General features: G+C 58.5%; 11 protein-coding genes. 1 reads left to right on the plus strand and 10 read right to left on the minus strand.

From position 1 onward, the window contains the following. Positions 1 to 31: 31 nt before the first annotated feature. The 4 genes from H6A20_RS07380 to H6A20_RS07395 form a co-directional block, all read right to left on the minus strand. The gene (locus H6A20_RS07380) at positions 32 to 1,534 is read right to left on the minus strand and encodes a Mur ligase family protein (protein WP_338106629.1); all 1,503 of its coding nucleotides are present in this window, start codon (positions 1,532 to 1,534) and stop codon (positions 32 to 34) included. Positions 1,535 to 1,589: 55 nt separating this feature from the next. Further along, positions 1,590 to 2,306, minus strand: a complete 717-nt coding sequence (cuyB, locus tag H6A20_RS07385; RefSeq protein ID WP_204906496.1) for a cysteate racemase — start codon at positions 2,304 to 2,306, stop codon at positions 1,590 to 1,592. Between the two features lie 20 nt (positions 2,307 to 2,326). Further along, positions 2,327 to 3,538, minus strand: coding sequence for a carboxylate--amine ligase (locus H6A20_RS07390; protein ID WP_204906497.1), 1,212 nt, complete (start codon positions 3,536 to 3,538; stop codon positions 2,327 to 2,329). 82 nt (positions 3,539 to 3,620) lie between these two features. Next, positions 3,621 to 4,490: a YitT family protein gene (locus H6A20_RS07395; protein WP_204906498.1), complete on the minus strand. Its 870-nt coding sequence runs from the start codon at positions 4,488 to 4,490 to the stop codon at positions 3,621 to 3,623. A gap of 248 nt (positions 4,491 to 4,738) precedes the next feature. Here H6A20_RS07395 and H6A20_RS07400 point away from each other — a divergent pair, with 248 nt between their 5' ends. Beyond that, the gene (locus H6A20_RS07400; RefSeq protein WP_204906499.1) at positions 4,739 to 6,100 is read left to right on the plus strand and encodes an MATE family efflux transporter; all 1,362 of its coding nucleotides are present in this window, start codon (positions 4,739 to 4,741) and stop codon (positions 6,098 to 6,100) included. A gap of 1 nt (position 6,101) precedes the next feature. Here the strand turns inward: H6A20_RS07400 and H6A20_RS07405 are convergent, their stop codons facing one another. From H6A20_RS07405 to H6A20_RS07430, 6 genes are all read right to left on the minus strand, one after another. After that, complete coding sequence (locus H6A20_RS07405; protein ID WP_204906500.1) at positions 6,102 to 7,370, minus strand: DNA polymerase Y family protein; 1,269 nt, start codon at positions 7,368 to 7,370, stop codon at positions 6,102 to 6,104. A 157-nt stretch (positions 7,371 to 7,527) separates the two neighbouring features. Next, positions 7,528 to 10,131, minus strand: a complete 2,604-nt coding sequence (clpB, locus tag H6A20_RS07410; RefSeq protein WP_204906501.1) for an ATP-dependent chaperone ClpB — start codon at positions 10,129 to 10,131, stop codon at positions 7,528 to 7,530. A 481-nt stretch (positions 10,132 to 10,612) separates the two neighbouring features. Then, the gene (locus H6A20_RS07415) at positions 10,613 to 11,443 is read right to left on the minus strand and encodes a C39 family peptidase (protein ID WP_204906502.1); all 831 of its coding nucleotides are present in this window, start codon (positions 11,441 to 11,443) and stop codon (positions 10,613 to 10,615) included. Positions 11,444 to 11,497: 54 nt separating this feature from the next. After that, positions 11,498 to 11,998 carry a signal peptidase II gene (locus H6A20_RS07420; RefSeq protein WP_338106630.1) on the minus strand — a complete coding sequence of 167 codons (501 nt, stop codon included), beginning with the start codon at positions 11,996 to 11,998 and terminating at the stop codon, positions 11,498 to 11,500. A 19-nt stretch (positions 11,999 to 12,017) separates the two neighbouring features. Then, a complete protein-coding gene (locus H6A20_RS07425) occupies positions 12,018 to 12,308 on the minus strand; it encodes a hypothetical protein (protein WP_204906504.1) in 291 nt (96 codons plus the stop codon). Positions 12,309 to 12,327: 19 nt separating this feature from the next. Beyond that, positions 12,328 to 14,034 carry a S8 family peptidase gene (locus H6A20_RS07430; RefSeq protein ID WP_204906505.1) on the minus strand — a complete coding sequence of 569 codons (1,707 nt, stop codon included), beginning with the start codon at positions 14,032 to 14,034 and terminating at the stop codon, positions 12,328 to 12,330. Positions 14,035 to 14,059: the final 25 nt, after the last annotated feature.

Genomic DNA, 14,059 nt, shown 5'->3' on the forward strand with positions numbered 1-14,059 from the left:
TGTCCGCGCTGCCCTGCACAAGGTCCCGTCTCTACTTCTCTTTCGCGTCATACTGCGCCAGATACTTCTTCACATACTCCACATCCGACGGACAGTCGATGTACTCGCTTCCGTATTTCTGCCGCGTCTCCGCGCCCTTTCCCGTTATCAGGAAAAGGGTCTTCCCCTCCGACTTCTCAATGGCTGTGCGGATGGCTTCCCCCCTGTCCTCGATCATCTCGTACGGACAGTTCTGAGCCGCCACATACCGGGCGATGTCCGCGGAAATGTCCGCCACAGGCTCGTAGCCCGGATCCTCAGCCGCAAGATATACTTTCCTGGCGTACCGGCCCGCCACTGTCCCGAGATCCCGCCGGCGGACAAGCGCCTTCTTTCCGGGGCAGCCGAACACGGACACGATGTCGTAGTCCGGATATTCCGCCTGCATGGAAGAGAATAACTTTTCAAAGCTCAGCTTGTTATGGGCGTAGTCCACGATGGCGATCTTTTCCTTATCCCGGCTTGCGTACAGCTCCATCCGGCCGCTGGACCTGGCCCGCTTTAACCCGGAGTGGATATACGCGGACGGGATGCCGAGTTTTGTGGCTGCCGCGATGACGCCCAGGGCGTTCTCCACATTAAAAAGTCCCGGCATGGTGAGGACAAACTCCTCGTCAAACTCCGCGCATTTGACGGAAAACTTCGTCTCATGTCCCTCCTTGCGCACAGCATAGGCGTAGAAGTCCGCCTCCGGGTTCTTCGTGCTGAAAGTATACATTTCTTTTGCATCTTTTGCATACGTAAGGATGCGGTCTGTGTAGTCCGCGTCCAGATTGACAAAGGCCCGGTCCGCTTTCTCAAACATCCGCATCTTGGATGTAAAGTAATCCTCGAAATCCTCGTGCTCAATGGGACTGATATGATCCTCCGAAATATTGAGGAAGACCGCCGCGTCAAACCGCATGCCGTCCACCCGGTTGTACTTGAGCGCCTGGGAGGACACCTCCATCTCGGCATACTCAATGCCGCTGTCCAGCGCGTTCCGCAGGTGCTGCTGAAGTTCAACTGCCTCCGGCGTCGTGATATGGGACTCCACCAGGCTTTTCCCGTCGTAGATGTCGATGGAGGAAATGACGGCGCTCTCCTTCTTTCCCAGGGCTTCCATATAATCGTCCACGACCGCTTTCATGTAGTAGGCAGATGTGGATTTCCCTTTCGTCCCGCCGATACCGGTCACGACCAGATCTTCCCACGGCTTATTGTAAAAGAAGTTGGCGAGAACGGACATGGCCTTGCGGATATCCTTCACCAGTATATAGGGCACGCTCTCCCCTGGCGCAAACGTCTTCTCACTGACATAGCAGACGGCTCCTCGCTCCACGGCCTCCCGCAGATACATGGGCTTAAAAGCCGCCCCCTTGCAGATAAACAGCGTGTCCGCCTCCGCTTCTTTGGAGTTGTAGGTCATGGTCCGGATCACCTGCGCGCCTGCCTCTTTCGCGCCGTCTTCAAGCAGCAGCCCGTTCTCCTCCAGGATCTCCACATAGTCTTTCACGGTATAATATTGCATTTTTCCCATTTTGAAACAATCTCCCTTGGTAAATTGATCTCTACTGATACGCAGCGCCGGACCGGAGGATCGCCTCCCGCACCAGCACATCCATCGCGTCCAGACACATGGTCGGTATCTCGTGTTTCCCCTTAAATACAGACAGTTCCGTACATGCCAGGATCACCGCATCGCAGTTTTTGCGCATAAATTCGCTCATGACCCGGTCAAATTTTGCCCGGTCCCCTCTTTTTCCGCTCTTGATGTCGTCGTAGATGAGGGACATGACATCCTTCTGCCGCTCCGGGGACGGTTTGACCGGCGTCACCCCGAGCGCGCGGCATTCCCTGTGATAGATCCTGGAACCGATCGTCCCGTCTGTCCCCATGATGCCGATGCGCCTGACGTCCGGCAGCTCCCGCACCGCATAAGCCACGCTCTCATGGATCATATTGATAATGGGTACGGACACGGCCTTCTGCACCTGCTCATAATAATAGTGAGACGTATTGCACGTAATGGCGATATTGGACACGCCGAGCTTCTCCAGCGTCCGCGCGTCCTCCTGCAGCATCCGGACAAGTTCCGCGCTCTCGCCGGTCCGGATCGCCTCCGTGCGGTCCGGTATGGCGGCGTGGCTTAAGATCACCATATCGATGTGATCCTGATCTTTGGAGGCCTTCGTGTGGGTGATCACATTCTCATAAAAATAGCTTGTGGCCTCAGGCCCCATTCCGCCGATAACGCCAAGTTTTTTTCTGACTCTTCCCTCTTCCATAACCCTTCCCCTTATCCGCTCTAGCGGTAGTATTTGTTAAAATAGCCGTACTGTTTCCAGTGCGTCTTCAGCATGCGCAGAAACCGCATGGGCTTTAAATCCCCCCGCATAAATACGGGATTGACCATCTTCCCCTCGCGCACCAGTTTCTTCATCTTCGCCACCATGGAAGGGTCTTTGACATGCCTGTAGGCGACCCCCTTTGGCACAGTCATCCACAGGTGCTCGTCTGTCGCTTCCTCATAGGGGAGATCCCGGTTGTAAATGTAATCTTCCACAAAATATTTTGCCACATTGAAACCGGAGCCCGTCACATAGTAATTGCTCCGGCCCTGCCTTGTATTGATCTCGAAGAACCGGTATGTGCCGTCCCTCCTGTCGTATTTTATATCAAAATTGGAAAAGCCTACATAGTGCAGGTCCTCCAGGAGATTCCTGACCCTTCCCATCAGTTCCCTGTTTGGCTCCGTGATGATGACCGCGTGATTGCCGAGTCCGTGAGGCGTATGTTCCTCCAGAAGCACATGGCCCAGACACATCATCTTCACCTTGCCGTTCCGGTCCGAGTAGGATGTGAGCACACGCATGTACTCATCGTTCCCAGGGATCATATCCTGGATGATCAGATCGTCGTCATACCCCGCGTCATAGATCTGCTTTATGATCTGTTCCAGCTCTTTGCGGCTCTTCGGCTTATAGATCTTGTTCTGGGTCGGGAACGGATGCTCCCAGTAAGCGATGCTGTTGGACGGCTTCAGGATCACCGGATAGGGAAAATCGCAGGCAAAGTCAAATCCCATTTCCTTTTTGTACACGATCGTCTTCGGATAGTCCACCCCGTGCTTCTCGCAGAGGCTGTAGAAGCGCTCCTTCTGCTGCAGGCTGTCCATCAGTTCAAAATCAATATAGGGGGCGATCACGTTCTGCGGCAGTTCATCCTTATGGCGGCTTGCCAGCGCCACATAGCTGTCCCCGCATCCGATGAGCAGGATCTTTTTATCACTGTGCTCCCCGGCAAACTTCCGGATCCTGGCAAGGAAATAGTCGTCTGTGTCGATCCTGGGATTCCCTTCATAGACCGTGATCTGACTGTTGTAGCTCGGCCCTGTCTGGTATTTCCCAAAGACGTAGGTCTTCACCTGATACTGTTCGTAAAAGGCGCGGGCCACGCTGTACGTATTGATGTCCCCTCCCAGCAGGACGGGAATAAAGTCTCTCTCTTTAAACTTCATCTTCTGATCCTCTCTCTGTACAGATTAATACGAGCATATTATAACCCCGTATCCCCCCGCTTTGTCAAGCAAAGCGGCTCTTTTACAGGTCTCCCGGCTCCTCCTTAAAGCCCTCCCCGACGACCTCGTTGGACTCCATGATGATGGTAAAGGCTTTCGGGTCGATCCGCCGGGCCAGCCGCTTGATGGTATACATCTCCTTATTGTTGCAGGCGCACATGACAATGTCCTTCTCCTGGCCCGTGTAGCTGCCGGTCCCCCGGATGATCGTGGAGCCGCGGCCGGAATACTGATCGATCTGCTCCGCCATCTCCTTTCCCTTCCCGGTGACGATCAGGGTCATCTTCCCCTCGTCGATGCCGTACATGATGCGGTCCATCACGGTGGCCATCAGATATGTGACGATCAGGCCGTAAATGAACCCGTCCACATCCTTGAACACGAGCACGCTTCCGAGAAGGATCGTCAGCATATCCAGGACAAAGGTGATCACACCAAGCGTCATGTGGGGCTTCACTTTCTTAATGGCCATGCTGATAAAGTCCTGCCCGCCTGTAGAGGACCCGCGCATGAAGATCAGCGCGTACCCGATCCCCGTCAGCACGCCCATGCACAGGGCCGCCAGCAGCCGGTCCCCGTCATACACCGGCAGCAGAGGCGACACGTAGTCCATCAGGAAGGAGGAGATGATCATCGTCTTCACCGACTTCAGGAAAAAGGTCCTTCCCAGGAATTTATAACAGAAAATGGCTACCGGCACGTTGAGGATGATCGTTCCCGCTCCTACAGGTATGCCAAACAGGTGATACAGGATGATCGCCATGCCGGAGAACCCCGCCACCGGGAAATTCGCATAGAGGGCAAAATTATAGATGCCGACGGCGATAACCATGCCCGCAGCAATGTCCACCAGTATGTCGACGCCCGCCTCCTTCCAGTTGATACGCTTCATGAATGTACGCCTCCTTCTTTTTCTCATACACGAAAAAACAGCCGCAAACTATAAGGATTATAATTCGCTGCTGCTCTTTTACTTATTCATTATAGGGATCCCGGGCACGTCTGTCAATCCGCTTTGGCAGCGCTGCGCCACGCTAAATCCACTTGCTTTTCTTTTTTCAAAAAGCTGACCGGCCGTCCTCATCTGTGCTATCATATAGTATAACAGGAATACATTTGAAACAGCAGGAAGTGATCGAAATGCCAAAAACCATGTCCCAGGACGAAAAATACAAGATGATGACGGAGGATCCCATCCCCGGCCTCATCGGCCGCCTTGCCGTTCCCACCATCATCAGCATGCTCATTACCTCATTCTACAATATGGCCGACACCTTCTTTGTCGGCCGGATCGGCACGAGCGCCACCGCGGCGGTGGGGATCGTCTTCCCCGTCATGGCCATCATCCAGGCGCTCGGCTTTTTCTGCGGGCACGGCTCCGGGAACTCCATCTCCCGCCACCTCGGCTCCCGGGATGAGCAGGCGGCCGGGGAGCTGGCAGCCACCGGTTTTTTCCTGGCCTTCGCCCTGGGGATCCTTCTGATGATCCTGGGCCTTGCCTTCCTGGAGCCCCTGTCCCGCCTGCTCGGCTCCACGGACACGATCCTGCCCTACACGAAGGACTACCTGCGCTATATCCTGCTGGGCACGCCCTACATGACGGCCCAGCTCGTCCTCAACAACCAGATCCGCTTCCAGGGAAACGCCTTCTTCTCCATGGTCGGCATCACCACGGGAGGCGTGCTCAACGTGATCCTGGATCCTGTTTTCATCTTTGTCCTTGACCTGGGGATCTCCGGCGCGGCCATCGCCACCATCCTCAGCCAGTTCATCAGCTTCTGCCTCCTGCTGGCCGGCGTGCGCATCTCCGGCTGCGTGCCCGTCCGCGTCCGGAACGTGCGGTTTACGGCAAAGCGCCTCCGGGAGATCACAGGAGGCGGCCTTCCCTCCCTGTTCCGGCAGGGGCTGGGGAGCGTTGCCACGACTACCCTGAACATCGCGGCCAACCCGTACGGGGACGCCGCCATCGCGGCCATGTCCGTCGTCAGCCGCATCATGATGTTCGCCAACTCCGCCCTGATCGGGTTCGGCCAGGGCTTTCAGCCCGTGTGCGGGTTCAACTACGGGGCCGGGAAAAACAGCCGTGTGAAGGAGGCATTCTGGTTCTGTGTGAAGGTTTCCACCGTCGCCCTCCTGTTTGCGTCCATCCTGTGCGGGATCCTCTCCGGGCACCTGATCGGGATCTTCCGGGACGATCCGGACGTGATCCGCATCGGCACGGCCGCCCTCCGCTTCCAGTGCGTCACCTTTGTCCTGAGCGGCTGGATCGTCATGAACAACATGATGATGCAGACCATGGGAAAGACGCTGCCCGCCACCGTGCTGGCCGCCTCCCGGCAGGGCCTGTTCTTCATCCCCGCCCTCCTCATCCTGCCCCGGTTCCTGGGGCTCCTCGGCATTCAGTGCGCCCAGGCGGTGTCCGACGTCCTCACCTGCATCCTGACGACCGTCATCAACCGGAAGGTCATGGGCGGCATGCAGGACGAGGAGGGAGCCGCCTGATCTACTGCGGCCCGTCCGGCTCCTCCTCTTCCTTTCGTTCCAGGAAGCTTCCCCTGGTCACGGCGTCTGCCCCGTATTTCTTCCGGATCTCATCCAGGGCCCGGGACAGCTTTTCCTGCTTCGCCGCTCTCGCCGCGTCCCTCTCCCCCGATTCCATCTCTTTCTTCTCCGGCTGCGCCTGGGGCAGGTCGAAGATGCTCATCTGCCATGGTTCGTCCGCGCTCACAAGCTTGGAGGTGCGGATCCCCAGAAGGCGGATGGGGCGGCCGTCCCACAGCTCGTCAAAGAGCTCCAGGGCCGCCTGGTAGATCCGGCTGTCGCTGGCCGTCTCTGTAAAGAGCTGCTTCTGATGGGAACTGTTCTCAAAGGTGGCGTACCGGATCTCCACGCTCACCATGCCCGCTTTCTGCTCTGCTTTGCGCAGGCGCCTGCCGACGCTCTCTGCCAGCTTCAGGAGCACCTTCGCCGCCTCCTCCCGCTCTGTCACATCCGCCGGGAGGGTGGTGGAGTTGCCGACCCCCTTCGCCTCCGTCTTCCAGGTGACCACCGGCGAGTCGTCGATGCCGTTGGCAAAGTTCCACAGCGTCCGCCCGTGGCTTTTCAGGTGGAGTTCCAGTATGTCCGGGTCCGCCTGCGCAAGGTCCCCGATGGTGCGGATCCCCAGCTTCGCCAGCGTCTCCACGCTGGATCCGCCGGCCATGTAGAGCTCGCCCACAGGCAGGGGCCACATCTTAACCCGGATCTCCTCCGGGAACAGGGTGTGGACCCGGTCCGGCTTCTCGAAGTCCGACGCCATCTTTGCCAGCAGCTTGTTGGAGGAGATGCCCACATTGACCGTGAAGCCGAACGTCTCCCGGATCCTGTCCTTGATCTCCAAGGCCGCCTGGATGCAGGAGTGGAACCGGTGGGCGATCCCCGTAAAATCCAGGTAGCACTCGTCCACGCTCACCTGCTCGATGTCCGGCGTGTAGGTGCGCAGAAAGTCCATCAGCTCCCGGCTGTAGGCGCTGTACAGCGCGTGGTCCGGCGGTTCCATGCGGATGCCCGGACATTTGCGCAGGGCGTTCGCCACCGGCTCCCCTGTGCGGATCCCGTACTTTTTGGCCGGGATGGACTTGGCCAGCACGATCCCGTGCCGGGACTTCTGATCCCCGCCTATGATGGCGGGAATCGTGCGGATGTCAACCTGCGCGCCGTGCTTTAACTGCTCCACAGCCGTCCAGCTTAAGTAGGCTGAATTGACGTCTATATGAAAGATGATACGGGACATGCCTGCTGCTCCTTTCCCCGGATATCCGGCTTTCTCCTTCCATTGTAGCCGGCCCGGTGCAAATGTCAACCGTGTCCGGGCGCAGCAAAAGGGAGACGCCTCTTTTGAAGGCGTCCCCCTTTTTTGCTGTTACACGTTATACCCCGGGATCTGCGGATCACTTAGCGGCTGTCAGCCCTTCTTTTACCCGGGCCGTCAGCTTCCCGTCCACACTGTCGATCAGGATCGTGTCGCCGCTTCCCACATTTCCTTCCAGCATCAGCCGGGCTGCCGTAGTCTCCACATTCTTCTGGAGATACCGCTTCAGCGGCCGCGCGCCGTACATGGGCTCGTACCCGCCTTCTGTGACCTGCGCCCTGGCAGCTTCCGTCAGCTCGATGCGCACGTCCCTCTCCGCCAGGCGGCGGTTCACATCCGCCACGAGCAGATCGATAATGCGGGAAATGTTGTCCTTTGTCAGCGGCCGGAACATGATGATCTCGTCCAGACGGTTCAGGAACTCCGGCCGGAAGTGGGCCCGCAGATCGTCCATGACCGCCGTCTGGCTGGCCTCGCTGATCCTGCCGTCCTGACCGATCCCGTCCAGCAGGTAGGAGGAGCCGATATTGGACGTCATGATGAGGATCGTGTTCTTAAAGTCCACCGTCCGCCCCTGGGAGTCCGTGATGCGCCCGTCGTCCAGCACCTGCAGAAGGACGTTGAACACATCCGGATGGGCCTTCTCCACCTCGTCGAAGAGGACGACGGAGTAAGGCTTCCTGCGGACTGCCTCGGTAAGCTGTCCGCCCTCGTCATAGCCCACATATCCCGGAGGCGCTCCGATCAGCCTGGACACGGAGTACTTCTCCATGTACTCGCTCATGTCGATGCGGACCATGTTGTTCTCATCATCAAAGAGGCTCTGGGCAAGGGCCTTGGCAAGCTCTGTCTTGCCCACGCCCGTGGGGCCTAAGAAGAGGAAGGATCCGATGGGTCTTGTGGGATCCTTGATCCCCGCCTTGGACCGGATGATGGCTTCCGTCACAAGCTCGACCGCCTCGTCCTGCCCGACCACGCGCCGGTGCAGTTCGTCGGCCAGGTGGAGGGTCTTGCTCCTCTCGCTCTCGTTCAGCCTGGCCACCGGGATGCCGGTCCACTTGGACACGATCTTCGCGATCTCATCCTCGGTCACGCTCTCGTGCACCAGGGACAGGTCCTCGTCCTTCACCTTCGCCTCCTCGTCCTCAAGCTTCTTCTGGAGCTGGGGCAGGGTGCCGTACTGCAGCTCCGCCGCCTTCTCCAGGTCGTAGGACTGCTGCGCCTTCTGGATGTCCGCGCGGATCTGCTCGATCTGCTCCCGGAGCTTCTGGACCCGCTCCACGCTGACTTTCTCATTGTCCCACTGAGCCTTTCTCGTGGCAAATTCGCTGCGCATCTCCGCCAGCTCCTGCTGCAGATGCTCCAGCCTCTCCCGGCTGAGACGGTCGTCTTCCTTCCTGAGGGCCGCCTCCTCGATCTCCAACTGCATCACCCTGCGGCGCATCTCATCCAGCTCCGCCGGCATGGAATCCAGCTCCGTCTTGATCATGGCGCAGGCCTCGTCCACCAGGTCGATGGCCTTATCCGGCAGGAACCGGTCGGAAATATATCTGTGGGAGAGGGTAGCCGCCGCCACAAGGGCCCCGTCCGTGATCTTCACGCCGTGGAAGACTTCGTACCTCTCCTTCAGCCCCCTGAGGATGGAGATGGCGTCCTCCACCGTCGGCTCATCCACCATGACCGGCTGGAACCGCCGCTCCAGGGCGGCGTCTTTCTCGATGTACTGCCTGTATTCGTCCAGGGTCGTGGCGCCGATGCAGTGGAGTTCGCCCCTGGCCAGCATGGGTTTGAGCATGTTGCCGGCGTCCATGGCGCCGTCCGTCTTGCCGGCCCCCACAATGGTGTGCAGCTCATCGATAAAGAGGATGATCTTCCCCTCGCTGTTCTTGACTTCCTCCAGCACGGCTTTCAGCCGCTCCTCGAACTCGCCCCTGTACTTGGCGCCGGCCACAAGCGCGCCCATATCCAGGGAAAAGATGGTCTTGTCCTTCAGCGTCTCCGGCACGTCGCCGCTGACGATCCGCTGGGCCAGCCCTTCCACCACGGCCGTCTTGCCGACGCCTGGCTCACCAATGAGGACCGGGTTGTTCTTCGTCTTCCGGGAGAGGATCCGCACCACATTGCGGATCTCGCTGTCCCGGCCGATGACCGGATCCAGCTTCTGGTCCCGGGCCCGCTCCACCAGGTCCGTCCCGTATTTATTGAGCGTATCGTAGGTGGCCTCCGGATTGTCGCTCGTCACCTGCTGGTTCCCCCGGACGGTGGAGAGAGCCTGCAGAAATCCCTCCCTGGAGATGCCCATCTCCCGGAAGAACTGCTTGATCTCCCGATTAGGGTACTTCAGCATAGCCAGGAAGAGATGCTCGACAGAGACGTACTGATCTCCCATCTGCTTCATCTCGTCCTCCGCGCAGGTCAGCACTTTATTGAGGTACTGGCCCACATAGGGCTGGCCGCCCTGGACTTTGGGCCGCTTTGCGATGAGCTGCTCCACCCGGTCCGTGACCAGGTTCTTATCCAGCCCCATCTTCTCCATCATCTTCAGGATCAGCCCGTCCTCCTGTGTCAGAAGGGCATAGAGCAGATGCTCCTGCTCGATCTCCTGATTGCCGTATTCCATCGCTGTCTTCTCGCAGTCCTGCACGGCCTGCAGCGACTTCTGCGTAAATTTATTTATATTCATAGTGTAGTCCTCCTTTGCAGAGAAATGTTTCAAGTTGTTCTATCAACACTATAACAATACCATTCATTGTTAGCACTGTCAAGTAATGAGTGCTAATTTTTTTAATAATACGATACTTCGTTTCAAAACTTTAATTTTTTTCATTTTTTGAAAGTCAGCTCCTTCATACACGTATAAAAGCGGCTAATCGGATCGAACCGACTAGCCGCTTTTATACTATATACTTTAATTATCTGCTCTTCCTTTTCTAAACTGTACCCATAAAAATGGACACGTCCCTTTCATTTATTTCCGGTTTTCGGACATTCTTCGATTTCAGAATCCCTTTTCCCGGATACTTCTTTTCTATTTTACCATAAATCTTCCTGTTTGTGTTGTGTCGTTTAGGTATTATAATGGTCGTTCAGGTGTTTTTGATATAGTTTACTATATACCCGGCTGATCTTCATTACATTTTCAGGAAAACAGGTATGCGATATATCTATCCGGCAGTGAACGTCCACATCTCTTTGATCTGATCCTTGATATCCGCATAAGTCCACGTCTTCTGCGTGTTGGCGATGCTGAAGGGGTCGTTGAGCGTCACCTGGCCGTCCGCGTACCCGGTGAGTACGAGGAAATGCCCCACGTCCGTAAAATCGCCGGGCAGCATGCTGCAGATGACCGGATGGCCGGCTCCCAGCTCCGCCGCCAGGGACGCCTCGTCCAGCATGCCCTCCCGGCAGGAGATCCCCCACTGCCGCGCCGCGCTGTCCATGAGGGCCCAGTACGTGTTGTTCGCCTCATCGATAAACCCGTTCTGCTCGCTGTACTGCACCAGGCGGTATGGGGTCGCCATCGTATCGCCGGTGAGTCCCACGATCACCATGGACATGCAGGTGGGACCGCAGCCGTTTTCCGCGATGGTCCCGGTGCCGTAGGGCGCGCAGCCCCACCTCTCGTCCCACTGCAGATAGTGGGGGATCTGGCCGGCCGCCGCGGGCGCCTCCACAGTATCCGGTATGGGGCGGTCCTTATTCTCCATGTAATTCTGTACGAAGTCCAGCGTCTCCTCGTTCTTGTCGATCAGGGCAATGATCCCTTCGGGGCAGCCTTCCTCCTGCGCCTGGGCTTTTACCTGCGCGATCCGGGCCTGTTTCTCCTCCTCCGGCGTAAGCTGTATCTCTTCTTCCTGCTCCTCTTTCTTCTGCTCTTCCTGCTGCCGCCACGCCTCCCGGGCGGCCTCCTCTTCCTGTCTGACCTGCGCGCAGTGCAGCGCCGCGCCGCCCGCGATTCCGCCAAGCAGGATCACCGCGGCAATGCCAGGGATCATATATTTTAACGGCCTTTTCTGCCTGTTGTCATTCCCAATATGTCTCAAATCTACCTACCCTTTGTATGCTGTCTGTTCCTGGTTTCCGCTGCCGGACGGGTGTTCCTTCTTCTTCCCGGGCAGGCCCGCAGGCCTCCCAAGGAGCGCAAGAACAGCGCCGGCGGCAATGCAAAGATCCCCCAGATTAAATGTCAGGCGGGACCATTTCTTCCACCTGCTCCCAAACGCAAAATAATCCACCACTTTCCCCCGCAGGACGCGGTCAGACAGATTGCTGAGCGCGCCGCCTGTGAGAAGGGCCATTCCGGTCTTCTCAAGGATCCTGCCCCGCCTCTTAAGGAGCAGGGCGTCCCGGGCCGCGAGGAGCGCGCCAAGCAACGCAGAAAGCCCCGTCACAAGGCGGGGCGATCCGTGCAGCAGCCCGAAGGCCGCGCCGCTGTTGTACACCTTCCGGAGGAGGATCCTCCCTCCCAGCGTCGGCCTGTCATGCCCCTGCGGCACATTGTCCTCCACATACTGCTTGATCCGGATGTCCGCCGCTGCAATGGAGAGCACAGCCGCCGGGAAAAGGCGGTTACATCTCCTCTTTGATGCGCACGATCTTCTCTTCGCACTTTTCAATCTGCTCATCCCTCTTCTCGATCGCCTCGCACAGGGCGATCATATCCATATCCTGGATCTCGTTCTTTGTGAATTTCTCGTACACGGATTTGCCAATGTCAACGAAATCCCGCTGATTTCCTCTCTTCAGAGAGCGGATCTCGCTTTTCAGCTTCTGCACTTCCAGCGTGTCGCCCGTCTTTTTGCTCAGGTCGCTCGCCAGATCGGATACTTTCTTTCCTAATTGATCAAAAAAATCAGCCATCTTCCATCTCTCCTTTGTCCTAAATCTGTCTCAGCCGCTCCAGTGTCCGGTACAGGTCCAGCATCCCGTAGCCCCACTCCCTGTTGGGGTACGCATCCTCCGGCCTTTTGCGCGCGCCCAGGATCAGCAGGTTCTTGAGCTGCAGGGTGTCCACGCCCCGGCTGCCCGTGTACCCGAGGATCCACTCCATCAGAAGGGCCGCCGCCCCGGCTGTGACGGCCACCGCCGCGCTGGAACCGGATCGGACCACATAGCCTCCTCCCGGCCTGGCTCCCTTTACATTTACGCCCGGCGCGGCAAGATCCGGCTTTTTTATCTCATTTCTAGTATATCCTCTGCCGGAATGAATAGCAACACTATTCTCCGCCCCGTTGTAAAAGGCGGCTGTGATGGCGGACCGCACCGCCGACGGCGAGGTGAGGGTGACGTCCGGGTCCGGGCGCAGGAAATACACCTCCCCGCTCAGGAACTCCTCCACCGGCAGCCAGATGTGGAACTCCCCCTCCGCCAATTGCACCGGTTCCACCGTGATCTTCCAAAGGCCGGGGGCCGGATCCGTGAACCGGAAAAAGACAAGCTGCGAGTCATTGCGCTCCACAAGCAGCCGGTAGGCCACCGTGACGCGCGTCCCCTCGAAGACGAACTGCTGCTGGGAGCTTCTGTCCAGGACAATGGGGATCCTGGGGACCACCTCCCCGGAGGGCGAGGTGAGCGACACGGCCAGGATGTTGGGGATGTCCGTCCACAGTTCCGCCACAAACCCCTGCACGTGCTCCCCCACGCGGATCTCCGCCTCCGCCCTGTCCTCCTCATCCTGCAGCACGCCCCGGTAGTGGTGGCGCGCGGCCGCCTCGTTCCCCGTCCCGGTCACAACGCCCCGGTTCACGCTGGAGGCATAGTATTCCAGCGTAAGGGAGAGCGGCGTCGTCCCGTTGTGCCCGCCCAGGGAACTGCCGAGGGCGATGCACAGCACAAGGGGAAGGTCCCGCTTCCGGGCCAGATCTGCCAGGTACCGGATCCCCAGCATGATGTCGTTCTCCTGGAAGCAGACGGCGTCCGGGGCGATGCAGTAGAACTCCCGCAGGTACTGCTTTGCCCCCTTCAGTCTGACCGCCGCGATCACAGCCTCCGGGGCCGCCCCCAGGAACTGTTCCTCCTCCCCCGCGCCGCCGGCGGCCAGGCTGGCAATGTAGGTGCCGTGCCCGTCCTCGTCCCGGCTTGGCACGACCGCGTACGGATCCCCGGACGCAAGCGCCCGGTCGATCTCCTCCCGGCTGTACCCGGTCCCGTAGGAGAGCCCCTCCGGCGGGTCCCCGTCCTGCTGCGTCTGATCCCACAGGCCCTCGATCCGCGTGCTCCCGTCCAGGTTCCGGAACGCGGGGTGGGTGTAGTCGATCCCGGTGTCCACGAACCCGATCATCACCTGTTCCCCCATCAGTTCCAGGGTCGGGTAATTCTGCACCGCCGTGACGCCCGCCTGCTCCATAGCGGCCATATCGAGCAGGGCGTAGCACCTGGGGACAGAGCCGTAGGTAAAGCGGCCGAATTCCAACGGCTCTGCCTGGGACTGCTCCACATAGACCACATCGTAGCCCGCCTCCGTCGTCTGCCGGCAGAGCTGCTCCTCAGGGACAGAGATATCCGGCGGGATGCGCCGGGAAGAGACGATGAAGTCCCGGTACTCCTCTGAGAGGATGCGCCGGCGGCATATCCGATTGTCCGGCATAGAAAAAACCACCTCATACACTCTT

It is taken from the genome of Mordavella massiliensis (assembly GCF_016901695.1).
In the GTDB taxonomy this organism is placed as follows: Bacteria; Bacillota; Clostridia; order Lachnospirales; family Lachnospiraceae; genus Claveliimonas; species Claveliimonas massiliensis_A.